Source organism: Sulfuricystis thermophila (assembly GCF_004323595.1).
Taxonomy (GTDB): Bacteria; Pseudomonadota; Gammaproteobacteria; order Burkholderiales; family Rhodocyclaceae; genus Sulfuricystis; species Sulfuricystis thermophila.
In genome coordinates this window covers 330,333-348,320 of record NZ_AP019373.1, presented here as the reverse complement: position 1 = coordinate 348,320, position 17,988 = coordinate 330,333, and the positions used below count along the sequence as shown (strand labels likewise).

Below are 17,988 nucleotides of genomic sequence, written 5' to 3'. Positions count from 1 at the left end.
CTACCACCTCCCCGAGGCACCGCCGCCGCCGAAGCCGCCGCCCCCACCGGAAAACCCGCCGCCGCCGAAGCCGCCGCCCCCCAGGCCGCCGCCACCGGTGTGCCAGCCTCCGCCACTGCCTCGGCCGAAAGCGAAGAGGAATGTCAGCAAGGCGAAAAACAGCGCGGCAAGCCAGCTGCCGAACAACAGATAGGCCGTGCCTGCGGCGAGCCCGGCCACCAGCAGCGCACCGATCAGCCCGAACAAGAGGCGCGCGAAATGCGCCAGCACCACCAGCACGAAGAGCGCAAAGGCTGGCAGATCGCTGGAGGTTGCCGCCGGCGCACGCGGCGGCGGCAGCGCTTCCCCGCCGATGATCCGGCCCAAAGCCTCGATGGCGGCATCGAGTCCGCCAAAGAAATCGCCGGCGCGAAAATGCGGCACGATCGTCTCTTCGATGATGCGTTTGGCCACCGCATCGGGAATCGCACCTTCGAGCCCGTAGCCGACCTCGATGCGCACCGCGCGATCGTCCTTGGCGACGATCACGATCACGCCGTCATCGACCCCCTGGCGGCCGATTTTCCAGGCTTCCGCGAGCCGGATGCCGAACGCTTCGATCGATTCCGGTCGCGTCGTCGGCAACAGCAGCACCGCGATCTGCGCACCCTTTTCGCGTTCGAGCGCGGCGAGCTTCGCTTCCAGTCGCGCCTGTTCATCTCGCGTCAGGGTGCCCGTCAGGTCGGTGACGCGCGCGGCGAGCGGCGGGATCGGCACGACGCCCTCCGCCGCCGGCACGCCCAGACTCAGGACGGCAAGCCAGATGACGGCGAGCCAGCGGAGCAACATTTACTTTTGTTGCGGCGCGGTATCGAAGCGAATGACCGGCGGGGCTGCCAGCGCCTTCTCGTTGTCGACGCTGAAGTTGGCCTTCGGCTTGTAGCCGAACAGCATCGCCGTCAGATTGTTCGGAAAGGTGCGCACGCCGACGTTGTAGGTCTGCACGGCCTCGATGTAACGCTTGCGCGCCACCGCGATGCGGTTCTCGGTGCCTTCCACCTGCGCCTGCAGATCGCGGAAGTTGGCATCGGCCTTCAGTTGCGGATAGTTCTCGGCGACGACCAAGAGGCGCGCCAGTGCCGAGCCGAGCTCGGCCTGCGCCTGCTGGAATTTGGCGAAGGCGGCCGGATCGTTGATCAGCTCCGGCGTCGCCTTGAGGCCGGCGACACTGGCCCGGGCTTCGGTGACCTTGGTCAGCACTTCTTTTTCATGCGCCGCATAGCCCTGCACCACGGCGACGAGATTGGGGATCAGATCGGCGCGGCGCTGATACTGGTTGAGCACCTCCGACCAGGCGGCATTCACCGCTTCGTCATTGCGCTGGATCTGGTTGTAGCCGCAACCGGAAAGCAGGCTGGTAAGAAAAACGAGCAGCACGGCGAGACGCAGTTTCATCATGGGCTCCTGGTATCGGACTGGCATCGATTGTAGTCGATGCCCGATACCGTCATCCCACCCCGGCAGGTATGATTGCCGAAGTGATGAGCAATCTTTCCATCCTCCTGCTGCTGCTCACCGCCGCCGTCGCGACCTTGGTGCTGATGCGCCAGTTCAAGGGGCCGACGATGCTGGCCTGGCTTGCCGTCGGATTGCTGCTGGGACCCCATGGCCTGGCCATCCTCGGCGAGAACCGCGAAGTCGGCGCGTTCGCCGAGTTCGGCGTGGTGTTCCTGATGTTCACGATCGGCCTCGAGTTCTCGCTGACCCGCCTGAAGGCGATGCGCGGCCTGGTGTTCGGTTTCGGCGGCGCGCAACTGGCGCTCACCGCGAGCGGCGCGATGCTGATCGCAATACATGGCTATGGCCAGGACTGGCGCGCCGGGCTCGCGGTGGGCCTGGCCGTCGCCATGTCCTCGACGGCCATCGTCGCCAAGCTGCTCTCGGAGCGCTTCGAGCTGCATTCGCGCTCGGGACGGCAGACGATGGGGGTGCTGCTGTTCCAGGATCTCGCCGTGGTGCCCTGCCTGATCCTCTTTCCGGCGCTGGCGCAATCGGCGGGCGAACTGCCGCGTTCGCTGACGATCGCACTCGTCGAGGCCAGCGTCGTTCTTTCGGTGATGATCTGGACCGGCCAGCGGCTGATCCGCCGCTTTTACGATGCCATCGCCCGTCAGCGCTCGGAAGAACTGTTCGTGCTGGCAACACTCTGGCTGGTGATCGCACTCGCCTGGGTGACGAACCTGGCCGGCCTGTCGCTGGCGTTGGGCGCCTTCATCGGCGGCATGCTGATTTCCGAAACGATCTACCGTCATCAGGTCGAGGCCGACATCCGCCCGTTCCGCGACATTCTGCTCGGTCTGTTCTTCGTCACGGTCGGCATGATGCTCGACCTGGGCTTCGTGATCGAAAACGGCCACCGTCTGTTACTCGCGGTATTGCTGCTGATCGGCGGCAAGGGTCTGGTGGTGCTGCTGATCGCCCGGCTGACGAAAAACACCCTCGACGTGGCGCTGCGCACCGCCGCGCAGCTCGCCCAGGCCGGCGAATTCGGCCTGGTCTTGATTGGTCTTGCGCACAATCTGAGACTGATCGGCACCGACGTCTTCCAGGTCACGCTCGCCGCGATGCTGCTCTCGATGTTCGTCGCGCCGCTGCTGATCAACCGCGCCGTCAGATTCACCGGCCGCATGGTGCATGGCGACTGGGCGCATCAGGCCAAGGCGATCCACGACATCGCCGTCGCCGGTTTCGCGCTGGACCAGCATGTGATCCTTTGCGGCTATGGCCGTACCGGCGGACGCATCGCCGAGTTCCTGGCCGCCGAGAAGATTCCTTTCCTCGCGCTCGACATCGACCCACAACAGCTCAAGCGCCCGGTGCCGCCCGGCGGCAAACTCGTCTTCGGCAGCGCCGACCGTAGCGAGGTGTTGCAGGCAGCGGGGCTCGCCCGCGCCCGTGCCGTGGTGGTCGCCTATCCCGATCCGCATTCCGCCGAGCTCGTCGTGCGCAAGGTGCGCGCCAGCCGCCCGGACATTCCGATCATCGTCCGCGCCGCCGACGAATCGACCGTCGCCAGGCTCAAGGAGGCCGGCGCCACCGAGGTCATCCCCGAGGTGCTCGAAGGCAGCCTGATGATCGCCGCCGAGACACTCGTGCAGCTCGGCGTGCCGGTGGAACGCGCGATCGGCCAGGTGCGTGATGTCCGCACCCATCGCTATGCCTCACTGCGCAAGTATTACCACGAGGGCACAGGGGACAGAACCTGATCGCCCCACTCACAAAGGAAAAACCATGCCCAAAGCAAAACGCGGCTTCCTGAAAAAGCTTTCCCTGATCAGCGCCGGCGTCAGCTTCACCGGCTTCGTGCTTTCGCTCGGGCTTTCCATCTGGTCATGGTTCACCTATGGCAAGCAGCATGTCTATACCGGCAGTCTCGGCGCGACGAGCTTTTTCTTCTTCACCGCGGCGATCGTGCTCTATGAGATGAGCCGTCCGCTGCCTCCGCTGCCCCCTTCGAAACCGGATGAACCCGTCTGACTGGCACGCGCTCGAACAGGATGCCCTCCTCGCTCACCACGCCGTTGCTCCCGCACACGGCCTGAGCGAAGAGGAAGCGACCGCGCGCCTCGAACGCCATGGGCCGAACGCCTTGCCCATGGCGTCCGGCAAATCCGTCTGGCGGCGCCTTTTCGAGCAGCTAGCCGCGCCGCTGGTGCTGGTGCTGATCGCTGCCGGCTTGGTCACGGCTTTTCTCGGCGAGTGGCTGGATAGCAGCGTGATCCTCGGCGTGGTGGCGATCAACGCCATCATCGGCACGCTGCAGGAAGGCAAGGCGGCCGAGGCGCTCGCCGCGCTGGCGAGGAGTGTGGCGAGCGAAGCGACGGTGCTGCGCGCAGGGCGCCGCCGGCGCATCGACGCCCGCCATCTGGTGCCCGGCGACATCGTATTGCTTGCCGCCGGCGACAAGGTGCCGGCGGACTTGCGCATCCTTGCCGGCAAGGAACTGCACACCGTCGAAGCTCAGCTGACCGGCGAATCGCTGCCGATCGAAAAACACGCCGCCCCCCTGCCGCCCCAAACGCCGCTGGCCGATCGCCGCAACATGGCCTATGCCGGCACGATCGTCGTCAGGGGACAGGGGCTGGGGCTCGTCGTCGCCACCGGTCAGGCGACCGAAACCGGCCGTATCGCCGGCATGATCGCCGCCGCGCCGGAACTCGCCACGCCGCTGACGCGCAAAATGGCCGCCTTCGCGCAGAGGCTCTTGTGGGTGATCCTGGGGCTGGCCGCCTTCACCTTCGCCATCGGCATCGGCCGCGGCGAGAGCGCTTTCGAAATGTTCATGGCCGCGGTGGCGCTAGCGGTCGGCGCGATTCCCGAAGGCTTGCCGGCCGCGCTGACGATCACGCTGGCCATTGGCGTTGCCCGCATGGCGAAGCGCCGCGCCATCGTGCGGCAACTGCCGGCCGTCGAGGCGCTGGGCAGCACGACGGTCATCTGCTCGGACAAGACCGGCACGCTCACCGAGAACGCGATGACCGTGCGCGCGCTCTTCGCCGGCGGTCTGCTTTATGAAATCACCGGCCACGGCTATACGCCGGAAGGGGATTTTCTCCTCGACGGTCGAAAAGTCGGCGCTGGCGAGACGGCACGGGAGCTGCTCCTCGCCGGCCTGCTGTGCAACGATGCCGTGCTTGCCCACGAGCACGGACAATGGCAGATCGCCGGCGACCCCACCGAGGCCGCGTTGCTGGTGGCGGCGAGGAAAGCGGGGCTCGACGAGGCGACCGCCAACGCGCTTTATCCGCGACTCGACACCCTGCCCTTCGATTCGTCGCGCCAGATGATGGCGACCCTGCACCGCGTCGAAGACGAACGCATCATTTACGTCAAGGGCGCGGTCGAGAAGGTGCTGCCGCTGTGCGGCGACATCGACGTCACGATGATCGAAACCACTGCCAACGATCTGGCGCGGCAGGGCATGCGGGTGCTGGCGCTCGCGCGCCGCGTGACGGACGCCGACACCCTCGGCTGGGACGATCTCGCCGAGCTCGAATTCCTCGGGCTGATCGGCATGATCGACCCGCCGCGCCCGCGCGCGATCGCCGCGGTCAAGGCCTGTCACCATGCCGGCATCCGGGTGAAGATGATCACTGGGGATCACACCGAGACGGCGCTCGCCATCGCGCGCCAACTGAACATCGTGCGTGACGACGGCCCGCAGGCCGCGCAGCAGGATGTTGCACCAGCTCTCACCGGCCGGCAGCTCGCCGCACTCGACGATGTACGGCTCGCCGAGGTGGTGCGCGAGGTCGATGTCTTCGCCCGTGTCGAGCCGGAACAGAAGCTGCGGCTCGTCAAGGCGTTACAGGCCAATGGCGAGATCGTGGCGATGACCGGCGATGGCGTCAATGACGCGCCGGCACTGAAGGCCGCCGACATCGGCATCGCGATGGGAATGGGCGGCACCGAGGTCGCCAAGGAAGCGGCGGCGATCGTCCTTGCCGACGACAACTTCGCCACCATCGAGGCCGCCGTCGAGGAAGGCCGCGGCATCTACGACAACATCGTCAAGTTCATCACCTGGACGCTGCCGACCAATTTCGGCGAGGGCCTCGTGATCCTCGCCGCGATCGCCGCCGGCACGACGCTGCCGATCACGCCCTTGCAAATCCTCTGGATCAACATGACCACCGCGGTGCTCCTGGGCCTGCCGCTCGCCTTCGAGCCGAAGGAGCACGATGTGATGCGCCGCCCGCCACGCCCGCCGGCCGCGCCGATCCTCGATAGGGTGCTGATCCAGCGGGTGCTGCTCCTGGGAACGCTGATGCTGGCGGCCGCTTTCGGCCTGTTCCTGCTCGCGCTCGAACGCGGCGCCCAGCTCAACGAAGCGCGCAGCATCGCGGTAAATGTCTTCGTGATGATCGAGACGGTGTTTTTGTTCAACTGCCGCTCGCTTTCCCGGCCCGTGTGGCGCGTCGCGCCGTTCTCGAACCCGTGGGTGTGGGCGGGTGCTGGCAGCATGCTGCTCTTGCAGCTGACCTTCACCTACCTGCCGGTCTTCCAACGGGTGTTCGGCACCGCGGCGATCGGCCTGTCGGCCTGGGGCGAGATCCTCACCGTCGGCCTCCTCGCCCTCATGATCATGGAAGGCGAGAAGGCGCTGCGCCACCGATGAATCAGGTCGGCAGCCGATGGTGATAGTCGCTCTTCGCGACCGGATCGCTGCCGAAACGGAATTCCATGCAGCGGTTCCACAGCTCGCTTGCCCGGCCTTTCGGCAGGCGGCCGGCGAGATCGAGGATTTCGGCAAGCTCCGCTTCGCCGCGCTCGCGCACCTCGCGGCAGGGCGAGCGCTCGAAAAACACGTCGTGATACAGGCACTTCTGCCAGAACAGTGCTTCCAGGCCCTCCTGCTCGTCGAGCGGGGTGACGACCAGCTCCTCGGCTTCCGGGTGGGCGTGCTGCCAGTGATCGACCGTTTCGCGGTTGGTATCGATCACCCAGGAATACTTTTCACGCGAACCGGGGCTGACGAATTGAATGCGGGCGTACATGTTGTCTCCGTTGTTTTGTGAAACTGGAGCAAGTAACGTCCGTCAGCACAGCAGGTTGACAAGCCTTATTTGTCGCCGATGAGGATCAGATGCACCCGGTAGGGGCCGTGGGCGCCGAGCACGATGGTCTGTTCGATGTCGCCGGTGCGCGAGGGGCCGGAGATGAAATTGACCGCGCGCGGCAAGGCGCCCAACTCGGCGCGGGCGAGCGCGAAGGCTTCCTCCATGCCGGCGACGATGCGGGAGGCCGGCACCAGCGCGATATGGGTTTCCGGCAGCAGGCTCACGGAAGCCGGAGATTCCGGCCCGCCGCAGAGCATCAAGGTTCCTGTTTCGGCAATCGCGCAGAAGCAGCCGGTGATGCCGACGAGATCTCGATCTCGTGCGCCGCGTGCTTCGACCGCGAGCCCTGCGCCCGCCCAGTCGAGATGAGCGAGCTGCGGCCAGACCACGGCCCGCGGCGGCAGGTTCAGCCCCGCGAGATAGCGGGCGACGGCGGCGGGCGCCTCGGCGTAGCTGCCGATGCGATCGACGCTACTCGAATACCCCAGCGATTTCTCGACGAGCCGTTCTGTCAGCGCCGATTTTTGTGTCGGCAGCGCGGGCCGCGGCCCCTGCGCTCTCTCGGCCAGCGTGGCTTCGAGCGAGGCACGGCCGGCCGCCGCGTTTTCCGGGGTGCGGTTCAAACGCGCACGCACGCGGCCGAGGATGTCGTCGCGACTGCTCATCCGTTGCGCCCCCGTTGGGCATACAGCTCACGGAAGGTTTTGCCTTCCGGCGCGGGGAAGTTGCGCCCCTGCGTCCATTCGGGCGCCAGGCCGAGCCTGGATATGCTGCCTTTGCCGTCGGCGAGCCACTCGAGATAGCGCACCGCGAACCGGGTGCCGAGACCATACAGCGCCGGGCGGCTCGCCACCCAGGCCCAGAGCCGGAAGGCGAGGCGCTCGAACCACGGCCGCAGATGGCGCTCGACCTGCTTTTCGCGCAATTTGCGCAACAGCTCCGGCAGCGGAATCTTGACCGGGCAGACGACGCCGCATTGGTTGCACAGGGTGGCCGCGTGGGGCAGATCGAGCGCGTTTTCCAGGCCGGTGTATAGCGGTGTCAGCACCGAGCCCATCGGCCCGGGATAGACCCAGCCGTAAGCCTGTCCGCCGATGGTCTGATAGACCGGGCAGTGGTTCATGCAGGCGCCACAGCGGATGCAGCGCAGCATGTCCTGGAATTCCGAGCCGACGACCTCGGCGCGGCCATTGTCGACGAGGATGAAATAGAGATGCTCCGGGCCGTCGCTCTCGCCTTCCGCCTTCGTGCCGGTGAGCACCGAGACATAGTTCGAGATCGACTGGCCGGTCGCCGAGCGCGGCAACAGGCGCATCAAGGTGGCCAGGTCTTCCAGCGTCGGGATCACCTTCTCGATGCCGGTGACGACGACATGGACGCGCGGCAGGGTGGTCACCATGCGGCCATTGCCCTCGTTGGTGACCAGCGCCACCGAGCCGGTCTCGGCGATCAGGAAATTGCCGCCGGAGATGCCCATCTCGGCGGTCAGGAAGTGTTCACGCAGCACCTCGCGTGCTTCGCGGGTGAGCTGAGGGATGTCGGTCTTGCGCGGCGTGTGATGGGTCTTATGGAAGAGATCGGCGACTTCGTCGAGGCTCTTGTGCACGACCGGCGCGATGATGTGGGAAGGCGGCTCGTTGTCGTTGATCTGCAGGATGTATTCGCCGAGATCGGTCTCCACCGGCTGGATGCCGGCGGCGGCCAGCGCCAGATTGAGGCCCGCTTCCTCGGAGAGCATCGACTTCGACTTGACGGCCTTCTTGACGCCATGCTGCTTGCCGATCTCGACGACGAGCCGGCAGATTTCGGCGCCATCTTTCGCCCACAAGACCTTCGCGCCGCGCGCGGTGGCGGTTTGCTCGAACTTTTCCAGCCACAGGTCGAGATTCTCGATGACCTGATTGCGGATGCGTTTGGCCGCCTCACGCGTGGCCTCGAAGTCGTCGATTTCCTTGATCGCGATCGCGCGCTTGTCGACGAACTTGCCCTTGGCCTTCTTCATGCTGGCCTGCAACACGGGATTGGCCAGCGAGTCGACGGCGTTTTGCTTGAAGCGGTGCGCGCGCGATTCCATGATCATTTCGCCGTCAGCACTTCGGCGATGTGCAGCACCTGGGTCGATTCATCTCCCATGCGTCTGAGCTTGCCTTCGATGTTGAGCAGACAGCCGAGATCGCCGCCGACGATGGCAGCAGCGCCGGTCGCGCAGGCATTGGCACATTTGCGCTCGGCGATCGCCGCCGAGATTTCCCCGAATTTGACCGAGAAGGTGCCGCCGAAACCGCAGCATTCCTCGGCGCCGTTCATCTCCTGCAATTCAACGCCCGGCAGTTTCGCCAGCAGCGCGCGCGGCTGGGCCTTGATGCCGAGGCTCCTCAGGCCGGTACAGGAATCGTGGTAGGTGATACGGCCGGTGAAGCTGCCCGGCACGTTTTCGAGTTTCGCGACATTGACGAGGAAATCGGTCAGCTCATAGACGCGGCTGCCCAGCGCGACGGCGCGCGCCTGCCATTCCGGCTCATCGGCGAGGATGACCGGGTATTCGCTGCGGATGTGATCGGCGCAGGAACCGGAAGGCGCGACGATGGCTTCGTAAGCTTCGAATTCGGCAATGACTTTTTTCGCGAGTTTCGCTGCCGCCGCACGGTCACCGCTGTTCCAGGCCGGCTGGCCGCAGCAGGTCTGCGACGGCGGCACGACGACCTCGCAGCCGGCGGCCTCGAGCAGCTCGATGGCGGCGAAGCCGATCCTTGGCCGCATCAGATCGACCAGACAGGTGACGAACAGGGCAACTTTCACGAAAGTCGGCGCTGGCAGGACGGCAGGTCAACCCCGCACCGTGCCATTCTTGCTGGCGAGGGTGGTTTCGACCCAGCGCTTGATGCGCTGCGCATCGGCGATGCGGGTGAGCTTGCCCCAGGAATCGAGCAGCACGATGATCATCGGCTTGTTGGCAAGCCATGCCTGCATCACCAGGCATTTGCCCGCTTCGCTGATGAAACCGGTCTTGGAAAGCCCGATGTTCCAGTCGTCTTTCCTGACCAGCGCATTGGTGTTGCGGAAGGTCTGTGCTCGTCCGCGGATCACCACCTGGTATTCGTCGGTGGTGGTGAATTCGCGGATCAGCGGATACTGGTGCGCGGCATTGACGAGCTTGACGAGGTCGCGCGCCGAAGAGACGTTTTCAGGCGTCAGCCCGGTCGGATCGGCAAACCGGGTATCGGTGAGGCCGAGCATCTTCGCCTTCGCGTTCATCGCGGCGACGAAGGCAGCCCGGCCACCCGGATAATGGCGCGACAGCGCTGCCGCGGCCCGGTTCTCCGAAGACATCAGCGCCAGTCGCAGCATTTCCTCGCGTGTCAGTTGCGTGCCGACGGCGAGCCTGGAGTGCGTGCCCTTGATCGTGTCTACATCGGCCTCGGTGATGGTCAACGTCTCGTTGAGATCAGGCTGCACGTCGAGTGCGACCATCGCCGTCATCAGCTTGGTGATCGAGGCGATCGGCACCACCGCGTCGGCGTTCTTCTCATAGAGGACGTCGCCGGTGCTCTGGTCGATCACCGCCACCGACGCAGACCTGACTTGTTCGATGGTGCCCGCACCGTCGTCATCGATACGCAGCGCCGTAGGGTGCACTTTAGGTTTGGCAGCCGCCTTGCGGATATTCTTTGCCGGCGCCTTGGAAGAGGTCTTCTTCGCCACCACGGGTTTCTTTTTGCTGACCGCCGCGGTGGCCGGGCCACTGGCGCTGGCTGTGACGCCCAAGGCGATGAAACAGGCCAGCAGGGTTCTGAAAGTCGCTTTCATCGGCATCCGTCTGAAGTCCCGGAAAAAACGTGGCAATTCTGGCAGATCGTCGGCGCTATCACCTTGGTTTTAACCCAGATTGTCTATTGGAACACGAGCGGGTATCGCAGGCGAGGGCGAGCAGGTTTGCGTCCCCGCGACGAGCCAATAACCGTGTCTATTGGCGAGGAGCGGGGGCGCAAAGACGCCGCCCGCAGCCCGATACCCGCCGTGTAGGGCGATGAAATGATCTTTTCGCATGCTCATGGTAAGTCAGCCCGGTCTAATGGACAATCTGGGTTTAATCAAGACCTCTCATCCCCGCCACTGGATTAACGACCCAAACTGCCAAGAATTAATAGGATACGTTCTGGTTTTATACCAGTTCCTCAAGTGCCGATCAACCTGCGGCGCGCCCCTGCGCGTGGGCGACCTCGACCGACAGCAGCGCCGCCATGTTGACGATGCGGCGCACACTCGCCGTCGGCGTCAGGATGTGCACCGGACGCGCCGCGCCGAGGAGCAGCGGGCCGATGGTGATGCCGTCCCCCGAGGCAGTCTTGAGCAGGTTGAAGGCGATGTTCGCGGCATCGAGCGTCGGCATGATCAAGAGGTTCGCCGGACCGGTGAGTCGCGCATTCGGGAACACCTGGCGGCGGATCTCCGGATCGAGGGCGGCGTCGCCATGCATCTCGCCTTCGACCTCGAGCTCGGGCGCCTTGACGTGCAGCAGTTCGAGGGCGGCGCGCATCTTGCGTGCCGTTGGGGTATCGTGGGTGCCAAAGCTCGAATGCGAGAGCAGCGCGACCTTCGGCGTCATGCCGAAACGGCGCACCTCTTCGGCAGCCAGGAGGGTCATCTCGGCCAGCTGCTCGGCCGTCGGGTCGTAATTGACATAGGTATCGCCGATGAACACGGTGCGGTTCGGCAGCATCAGCATGTTGATCGCGTAGAAATTTTCGATGCCTGGCCGCCGGCCGATCACTTCGGCGATGTAGCGCAGATGCAGCGCATGGGTGCCGAAGGTGCCGCACAGCATTGCATCGGCATAGCCGTGGCGCACCAACATCGCACCGATCAGGGTGGTGCGCCGGCGCATCTCCCGCTTCGCATACTCGACGCCGACGCCCTTGCGGCAGGTCAGGTTGTAATAGTCCTGCCAGAGCTCTTTGTAGCGCGGATCGGAATCCGGATTGACGAGTTCGAAGTCGCGGCCCGCGACGAGGCGCAGGCCGGCGCGGGAAATGCGCATATTCACCACCTCGGGACGACCGATCACGATCGGTCGCGCCCACCCTTCCTCGCGCAGCGTAGCCACCGCGCGCAGCATGCGCTCGTCCTCGCCTTCGCAGAAGACGATGCGCGCAGGCGCCTGCCGCGCGGCGGTAAACACCGGCTTCATCACCATGCCGGAGTGATAGACGAACTCGGAAAGCCGCTGGCGATAGGCTGCCATGTCTTCGATCGGCCGGGTGGCCACGCCCGACTCCATCGCCGCCTGGGCGACGGCGGGTGCCACCTTGAGGATCAGGCGCGGATCGAAGGGCTTGGGAATCAAATACTCGCGGCCGAAGGTGAGCGGCACATCGCCGTAGGCCGCCGCCACGACATCCGACTGTTCGGCGTGGGCAAGTTCGGCGATGGCTTTCACCGCCGCGATCTTCATCGCTTCGTTGATCGTCGTCGCACCGACGTCGAGCGCGCCGCGGAACATGTAGGGGAAGCACAGCACGTTGTTGACCTGGTTCGGATAGTCCGAGCGACCCGTGCCGATGATGGCGTCGGGCCGCACGCGCTGGGCCTCCTCGGGCAGGATCTCCGGGTCGGGATTGGCCATCGCCAGGATGATCGGATCCTTCGCCATCGTCGCCACCATCTCGGGCTTCAGCACCCCGCCGGCGGAGAGCCCGAGGAAAATGTCTGCGCCGGGCATCGCATCGGCCAGCGTACGCGCTTCCGTTGCCTGCGCGTAGCGCCGTTTCGATTCGTCGAGATTCTCGCGCCCGGTGTGGATCACGCCTTTGCTGTCACAGACGAAGATGTTTTCGCGCCGCGCGCCGAGGCTGACGATGAGATCGAGACAAGCGATCGCCGCCGCGCCGGCACCGGAGCAGACGATCTTGACCGCATCGATGTCCTTGCCGACCAGCTTCAAGCCATTGAGGATCGCCGCCGAGGAGATGATCGCCGTGCCGTGCTGATCGTCATGGAAAACCGGGATGCGCATGCGCTCGCGCAGTTTGCGTTCGACCACAAAGCACTCGGGCGCCTTGATGTCTTCGAGATTGATGCCGCCGAAGGTCGGCTCCAGCGCGGCGATGATGTCGACCAGCTTGTCTGGATCCTTCTCGGCGACCTCGATGTCGAAGACGTCGATGCCGGCGAACTTCTTGAACAGTACCCCCTTGCCTTCCATCACCGGCTTGCCGGCGAGCGGACCGATGTCGCCCAAGCCCAGCACCGCCGTGCCGTTCGAGATCACCGCGACGAGGTTCTGGCGCGAGGTATAGAGCGCCGCCGTCGCCGGATCCTGCTCGATCTCCTCGCAGGCGGCAGCCACCCCAGGCGAATAGGCCAGCGACAGATCGGACTGGTTGGTGAGCGCCTTGGTCGGGGTGACGGCGATCTTGCCGGGACGGGGAAAGCGGTGGTAGTCGAGCGCGGCGCGGCGCAGAGCTTCATCCATGGTGAATTCTTCCGGAATCAGGGTCGGTTATCATTTCGATCAGGGGTCATTATCGTGCAGAAGCACTCTGCATGTCACAATGCACGACTCGAATCTTTCGGGTGCCGTCCTACCAGCGCCGACTTTCATCGCAGCGGAGAAAATCATGTCGCAAGCTCCGGACTACGTCCGTCACGAAAAACTCAAGGCCTGGGTCGCCGAAGTCGCGGCGCTCACCCAGCCGGATCGCATCCACTGGTGCGACGGCTCGCAGGAAGAATACGACCGGCTGTGTGCCGAGATGGTCGCCGCCGGCACCTTCGTCAAGCTGAACCCCGAAAAGCGGCCCAATTCCTATCTCGCCTGTTCCGACCCTTCCGATGTCGCGCGCGTCGAGGATCGCACCTTCATCTGCTCGGCCAAGCAGGAAGACGCCGGACCGACCAACAACTGGGAAGAGCCGGCGAAGATGAAGGAAACGCTCAAGGGCTTGTTCAAGGGCTCGATGCGCGGCCGCACGATGTATGTGATCCCTTTCAGCATGGGCCCGCTCGGCTCGCCGATTTCCCAAATGGGCGTCGAGATCACCGACAGCCCCTACGTCGTCGTCAACATGCGCATCATGACGCGCATGGGCAAGGCGGTGTATGACGTGCTGGGTCGCGATGGCTTCTTCGTGCCCTGCCTGCATTCGGTCGGCGCGCCGCTCGCGCCGGGCCAGGCTGACGTCAAGTGGCCCTGTAACCCGACCACCAAGTACATCGTGCATTTCCCCGAGACGCGCGAGATCTGGTCTTACGGTTCCGGCTACGGCGGCAACGCGCTGTTGGGCAAGAAGTGCCTGGCGCTCAGGATCGCCTCGACGATGGCCCGAGACGAAGGGTGGCTCGCCGAGCACATGCTGATCCTCGGCGTCGAATCGCCAAGCGGGGAAAAGACCTATGTCGCCGCCGCCTTCCCTTCCGCCTGCGGCAAGACCAACTTCGCGATGCTGATCCCGCCCGAATCGTTCAATGGCTGGAAGGTCACCACGGTGGGCGACGACATCGCCTGGATCAAGCCCGGACCCGACGGCCGTTTCTACGCGATCAACCCCGAAGCCGGCTATTTCGGCGTCGCGCCCGGCACTTCGGAGAAGACCAACGCCAACGCGATGGCGACGCTCAAAGAGAATGTCATCTTCACCAACGTCGCGCTGACCGACGACGGCGACGTCTGGTGGGAAGGCATGGGCCCGGCACCCGCACACTGCATCGACTGGCAGGGCAAGGACTGGACGCCGGAAGATGGCAGGGCAGGAAGGAAGGCTGCGCATCCGAACGCGCGCTTCACCGCGCCGGCTTCACAATGCCCGTCGATCGACCCCGATTGGGAAAACCCGCAGGGCGTGCCGATCTCGGCCTTCATCTTCGGCGGCCGCCGCGCCACCACCGTGCCGCTGGTCTATGAAGCCTTCAACTGGAATTTCGGCGTCTATATGGCGGCAACCCTCGGCTCGGAAACCACCGCCGCCGCCTTCGGCCAGCAGGGCGTGGTGCGCCGCGACCCGTTCGCGATGCTGCCTTTCTGCGGTTATCACATGGGCGACTATTTCAACCACTGGCTACGCATGGGCCACGTCGTCGAACACACGCCGAAGATCTTCTGCGTCAACTGGTTCCGCATGGACGAAAAGGGCGAGTTCATGTGGCCGGGCTTCGGCGAGAACATGCGCGTGCTCAAGTGGATCGTCGACCGCGTACAAGGCAAAGTCGGCGCTCGCGAGACGGCACTGGGTTGGATGCCGCGCTTCGAGGACATCGACTGGACGGGGCTCGACATCAGCCGCGCCGAGTTCGAGGCGTTGACGCAAATCGACGCCGACGCCTGGAAGCAGGAACTCGCCGATCACAAGGAGTGGTTCGCCAAGCTGGGCGAAAAGCTGCCCAGGCAGCTGGCCCTGAAACGCGATCTCTTCGAACTGGCGCTGATCGACTGATGAAACAGGCGGCACGCATGGAAGGCATCGCGCCCTTCCATGTGATGGAGCTGATGAACCAGGCCCAGGCGCTCGAAGCGCAGGGGCGAGACATCGTGCACATGGAGGTCGGCGAGCCCGACTTTCCCACCCCACAGCCGGTGATCGACGCCGCGCAACGCTTCCTCGCCGGCGGCCATGTGCATTACACCGCCGCGCTCGGCATAGTGCAGCTGCGCGAGGCGATCGCCGGCTTCTATGCATCGCGCTACGGCGTCAGCGTCGATCCGGCGCGCATCGTCGTCACCGCGGGCGCTTCGGCAGCCTTGTTGCTCGCGCTCGGCGTACTCGTCACGCCCGGCGATGAGTGGCTGCTCACCGACCCGGGCTATCCCTGCAACCGTCATTTCGTACGCTTCTGCGAAGGCGTGCCACGTCCGCTGCCCGTCACGGCGGCGACGAATTTCCAGCCGACCGCGGCACAAGTCGGCGCGGGCTGGACGGCACGCACGCGCGGCCTGCTGGTCGCCTCGCCGGCCAATCCCACCGGCACGCTGATCGACCCTGCAGAACTCGCGGCGCTGTGGCAGACCGTGCGCGAACGAGGCGGCACACTGATCGTCGACGAGATCTACCACGGCCTCACCTATGGCCTCGACGCAAGGACCGCGCTGGAAGTCTCGGATGACATCATCGTCATCAACAGCTTCTCGAAATACTTCGGCATGACCGGGTGGCGGCTCGGCTGGCTGGTGGTGCCGCCAGACCTCGTGCGCGCGATCGAGAAGCTCGCCCAGAATCTTTACATCGCGCCCTCGACCGTCGCGCAGCATGCGGCGCTGGCCGCCTTTACCCCCGAGACGCTGGCGATCTGCGAAGCGCGCCGGCAGGAATTCCGCGCGCGGCGCGATCTGTTGTTGCCGGGCCTGCGCGCCCTCGGCTTCGAGATCATGACGGAACCGCAAGGGGCGTTCTATCTCTATGCCGGCATCGGCGAACTCGCCAAGGAGAGCGACAGCCTCGCCAAGCGCCTGCTCGAGGATGCGGGCGTCGCCGCGACCCCCGGTCGGGACTTCGGCGACAACACCCCCGACCGCCATATGCGTTTCGCTTACACGACGAGTGCCGAACGGCTCCTCCTCGGTCTCGAGCGCATGTCACGCCTGCTCTCGGGCAAATAAAAAGGGAGGCCGGTCACGGCCTCCCTCACTTCGATCGGCGAATCGATCAGGACGGACGCGAGCCCGTCGGGAACGGCCAGGCCGCGGCAGGATTCAGCGCGGACTTGAGGCCGGGCGCAGCAGCCGTCGAAGGAGCGGCAGCGGCCGGTGCCGGGGCAGGCTTGGCGGGGGCCTTCTTCGGGGCAGCCGCTTTCTTCGCCGCAGGCTTCTTCGCCGCGGGTTTCGCCGCCGCCTTCTTCACCGCAGCTTTTTTCGGCGCTGCCTTCTTCGGTGCGGCCTTCTTCACCGCAGCTTTCTTCGGCGCCGCAGGCTTCTTCGCCGCCGCCTTCTTCACCGCAGCTTTTTTCGGCGCTGCCTTCTTCGGTGCAGCCTTCTTCACCGCCGCTTTCTTCGGCGCCGCAGCCTTCTTCGCCGCAGGCTTCTTCGCCGCGGGTTTCGCCGCCGCCTTCTTCACCGCAGCTTTTTTCGGCGCTGCCTTCTTCGGTGCAGCCTTCTTCACCGCCGCTTTCTTCGGCGCCGCCTTCTTCGGTGCAGCCTTCTTCGCTGCCGGCTTCGCAGCAGTCGTCTTCTTCGCGGCCGCCGGCTTCTTGGCCTTCTTCTCTTCAGCCATAGTGAACCTCCATTGCATGTTTGAGAAAGGGAAAGATAACTCCCCGCCTGTGACTACGACGGGGATTATTCAACAATGCCGGCGGACCGGAATTGATGAATTCAAGGGCTTTCCACGGCCATCCCTTTGTTTTGGAAGGCTTCGCGGAAGCACGGCCAGGCAACTCTGCGAGCATCGAGCGCTGAGAGGGAAAAGCAAGGAGAGAGGATTTCGCGGCGATGACGGGAGGAAGAGATCGGCGGAATGCGTTATCGCGTCCGGTGTGACGTCCGGTTTGCGCTGCACTCGTTTCGGTCGTGCGCCTGATCTTATCCTGCATGCCCGCCTTTCTTGGCTTCTGCGGTTGGCTGTCGTTTCGACCTACTAGATATAGTAGGGAGAGGGCTATTTGCGACTAATAGTAGTGTCCCGATTCAGGCAATGCAAGATATATGTCACATGGAATGAAAAGATTTGCGCAACCATGTTGCGATCATGCCACGTCGCCCCTGCTGTTTTCAGAGCAGCGGCCAAGGCATCGTGGCGATCGGTTCAAGACGTCAGGCGCGGAATGCGCGACCAGTCGAAGAACGGTCCCGGGTCCATCTTCCTGCCTGGCGCGATGTCGGCATGACCAGCGATTTCGGTCAACGGGAAGAAATGTCGCAAGCGTTCGAGCAGGATGCCGAGCGTTGCGTATTGCGCGTCGGAAAACGGCGTGAAATCGTCTCCTTCGAGTTCGATGCCAAGCGAAAAGTCGTTGCAGCGCTCGCGGCCACGCCAGCACGACACACCGGCATGCCAGGCGCGCGCATGACAGGAGACGAACTGGGAAAGCTTCCCATCGCGACGCACGAAGAAATGTGCCGACACCCTCGTTCCGGCAAGCGAGGCGAAGTAAGGATGACCAGCGGGATCGAGCCGGTTGGTAAATAGGTCGATCACCGCGCCGCCGCCGAATTCACCCGGCGGCAGGCTGATGGCATGGATGACGATGAGATCGATCGTTGTGCCGGGTGGGCGCTCGTCGCAATTGGGGCTGACAATGCGCTGCGCCCCCGTCAGCCAGCCTGCGGCATCGAGCGAGCCGAGCGCTTCAGATTGCAGCTTCATTGAGAAACCTCTGCATAACGCCGCGAGCGGAGTGGGATGCAAGGCGCACCGAGCGCAGGATGCGAGACATACCTGTTGAGGTAGGCGAACTTCCGAGC

15 protein-coding genes are annotated in these 17,988 nt (G+C 64.6%); 5 read left to right on the top strand and 10 right to left on the bottom strand.

Going from position 1 to position 17,988, the window contains the following annotated elements; genetic code table 11:
• Both M52SOB_RS01805 and M52SOB_RS01800 read right to left on the bottom strand, forming a co-directional pair.
• Positions 1–828 carry a TPM domain-containing protein gene (locus tag M52SOB_RS01805; protein ID WP_131110300.1) on the bottom strand — a complete coding sequence of 276 codons (828 nt, stop codon included), beginning with the start codon at positions 826–828 and terminating at the stop codon, positions 1–3.
• Positions 829–1,437: a LemA family protein gene (locus M52SOB_RS01800; RefSeq protein ID WP_284155157.1), complete on the bottom strand. Its 609-nt coding sequence runs from the start codon at positions 1,435–1,437 to the stop codon at positions 829–831. It lies immediately after the preceding gene.
• Between the two features lie 83 nt (positions 1,438–1,520).
• Between M52SOB_RS01800 and M52SOB_RS01795 the strand changes: the two genes are divergently transcribed.
• From M52SOB_RS01795 to M52SOB_RS01785, 3 genes are read left to right on the top strand one after another with little or no spacing between them, the layout of a single operon-like run.
• Positions 1,521–3,245, top strand: a complete 1,725-nt coding sequence (locus tag M52SOB_RS01795; RefSeq protein ID WP_284155156.1) for a cation:proton antiporter — start codon at positions 1,521–1,523, stop codon at positions 3,243–3,245.
• Positions 3,246–3,270: 25 nt separating this feature from the next.
• Positions 3,271–3,516 (top strand): hypothetical protein, encoded by a 246-nt coding sequence (locus tag M52SOB_RS01790; RefSeq protein ID WP_131110297.1) that lies wholly within the window; start codon positions 3,271–3,273, stop codon positions 3,514–3,516.
• Positions 3,503–6,157, top strand: coding sequence for a cation-translocating P-type ATPase (locus M52SOB_RS01785; RefSeq protein ID WP_131110295.1), 2,655 nt, complete (start codon positions 3,503–3,505; stop codon positions 6,155–6,157). The genes M52SOB_RS01790 and M52SOB_RS01785 overlap by 14 nt, the downstream gene beginning before the upstream one ends.
• A 1-nt stretch (position 6,158) precedes the next feature.
• On the opposite strand, the gene M52SOB_RS01780 is transcribed toward M52SOB_RS01785, so the two are convergent.
• The 6 genes from M52SOB_RS01780 to M52SOB_RS01755 form a co-directional block, all read right to left on the bottom strand.
• Positions 6,159–6,536: a hypothetical protein gene (locus M52SOB_RS01780; protein ID WP_131110293.1), complete on the bottom strand. Its 378-nt coding sequence runs from the start codon at positions 6,534–6,536 to the stop codon at positions 6,159–6,161.
• Positions 6,537–6,601: 65 nt separating this feature from the next.
• The gene (locus M52SOB_RS01775) at positions 6,602–7,264 is read right to left on the bottom strand and encodes a LutC/YkgG family protein (RefSeq protein ID WP_131110291.1); all 663 of its coding nucleotides are present in this window, start codon (positions 7,262–7,264) and stop codon (positions 6,602–6,604) included.
• Positions 7,261–8,673: a LutB/LldF family L-lactate oxidation iron-sulfur protein gene (locus M52SOB_RS01770; protein ID WP_131110289.1), complete on the bottom strand. Its 1,413-nt coding sequence runs from the start codon at positions 8,671–8,673 to the stop codon at positions 7,261–7,263. Before M52SOB_RS01770 ends, M52SOB_RS01775 begins: the two co-directional genes overlap by 4 nt.
• A 2-nt stretch (positions 8,674–8,675) precedes the next feature.
• Positions 8,676–9,398, bottom strand: coding sequence for a (Fe-S)-binding protein (locus tag M52SOB_RS01765; protein ID WP_131110287.1), 723 nt, complete (start codon positions 9,396–9,398; stop codon positions 8,676–8,678).
• Between the two features lie 27 nt (positions 9,399–9,425).
• Positions 9,426–10,406: a D-alanyl-D-alanine endopeptidase gene (pbpG, locus tag M52SOB_RS01760; RefSeq protein ID WP_131110285.1), complete on the bottom strand. Its 981-nt coding sequence runs from the start codon at positions 10,404–10,406 to the stop codon at positions 9,426–9,428.
• Between the two features lie 379 nt (positions 10,407–10,785).
• A complete protein-coding gene (locus M52SOB_RS01755) occupies positions 10,786–13,071 on the bottom strand; it encodes an NADP-dependent malic enzyme (RefSeq protein WP_131110283.1) in 2,286 nt (761 codons plus the stop codon).
• Between the two features lie 145 nt (positions 13,072–13,216).
• Here M52SOB_RS01755 and M52SOB_RS01750 point away from each other — a divergent pair, with 145 nt between their 5' ends.
• Together M52SOB_RS01750 and M52SOB_RS01745 are read left to right on the top strand one after the other, a co-directional pair.
• Positions 13,217–15,028, top strand: a complete 1,812-nt coding sequence (locus M52SOB_RS01750) for a phosphoenolpyruvate carboxykinase (GTP) (RefSeq protein ID WP_284155155.1) — start codon at positions 13,217–13,219, stop codon at positions 15,026–15,028.
• Entirely contained in the window at positions 15,028–16,188 is a 1,161-nt protein-coding gene (locus M52SOB_RS01745; protein WP_131110279.1) for a pyridoxal phosphate-dependent aminotransferase, read from the top strand. The genes M52SOB_RS01750 and M52SOB_RS01745 overlap by 1 nt, the downstream gene beginning before the upstream one ends.
• Before the next feature lie 46 nt (positions 16,189–16,234).
• Here the strand turns inward: M52SOB_RS01745 and M52SOB_RS01740 are convergent, their stop codons facing one another.
• Together M52SOB_RS01740 and ampD are read right to left on the bottom strand one after the other, a co-directional pair.
• Complete coding sequence (locus M52SOB_RS01740; protein ID WP_131110278.1) at positions 16,235–16,798, bottom strand: histone H1-like DNA-binding protein; 564 nt, start codon at positions 16,796–16,798, stop codon at positions 16,235–16,237.
• 531 nt (positions 16,799–17,329) lie between these two features.
• Positions 17,330–17,890, bottom strand: coding sequence for a 1,6-anhydro-N-acetylmuramyl-L-alanine amidase AmpD (ampD, locus tag M52SOB_RS01735; RefSeq protein WP_131110276.1), 561 nt, complete (start codon positions 17,888–17,890; stop codon positions 17,330–17,332).
• Positions 17,891–17,988: the final 98 nt, after the last annotated feature.

Coding starts and splice junctions, on each gene's coding strand:
- M52SOB_RS01805 (WP_131110300.1), bottom strand. CDS start 828: ATGTTGCTCCGCTGGCTCGCCGTCATCTGGCTTGCCGTCCTGAGTCTG.
- M52SOB_RS01800 (WP_284155157.1), bottom strand. CDS start 1,437: ATGATGAAACTGCGTCTCGCCGTGCTGCTCGTTTTTCTTACCAGCCTG.
- M52SOB_RS01795 (WP_284155156.1), top strand. CDS start 1,521: ATGAGCAATCTTTCCATCCTCCTGCTGCTGCTCACCGCCGCCGTCGCG.
- M52SOB_RS01790 (WP_131110297.1), top strand. CDS start 3,271: ATGCCCAAAGCAAAACGCGGCTTCCTGAAAAAGCTTTCCCTGATCAGC.
- M52SOB_RS01785 (WP_131110295.1), top strand. CDS start 3,503: ATGAACCCGTCTGACTGGCACGCGCTCGAACAGGATGCCCTCCTCGCT.
- M52SOB_RS01780 (WP_131110293.1), bottom strand. CDS start 6,536: ATGTACGCCCGCATTCAATTCGTCAGCCCCGGTTCGCGTGAAAAGTAT.
- M52SOB_RS01775 (WP_131110291.1), bottom strand. CDS start 7,264: ATGAGCAGTCGCGACGACATCCTCGGCCGCGTGCGTGCGCGTTTGAAC.
- M52SOB_RS01770 (WP_131110289.1), bottom strand. CDS start 8,673: ATGGAATCGCGCGCGCACCGCTTCAAGCAAAACGCCGTCGACTCGCTG.
- pbpG (WP_131110285.1), bottom strand. CDS start 10,406: ATGAAAGCGACTTTCAGAACCCTGCTGGCCTGTTTCATCGCCTTGGGC.
- M52SOB_RS01755 (WP_131110283.1), bottom strand. CDS start 13,071: ATGGATGAAGCTCTGCGCCGCGCCGCGCTCGACTACCACCGCTTTCCC.
- M52SOB_RS01750 (WP_284155155.1), top strand. CDS start 13,217: ATGTCGCAAGCTCCGGACTACGTCCGTCACGAAAAACTCAAGGCCTGG.
- M52SOB_RS01745 (WP_131110279.1), top strand. CDS start 15,028: ATGAAACAGGCGGCACGCATGGAAGGCATCGCGCCCTTCCATGTGATG.
- M52SOB_RS01740 (WP_131110278.1), bottom strand. CDS start 16,798: ATGGCTGAAGAGAAGAAGGCCAAGAAGCCGGCGGCCGCGAAGAAGACG.
- ampD (WP_131110276.1), bottom strand. CDS start 17,890: ATGAAGCTGCAATCTGAAGCGCTCGGCTCGCTCGATGCCGCAGGCTGG.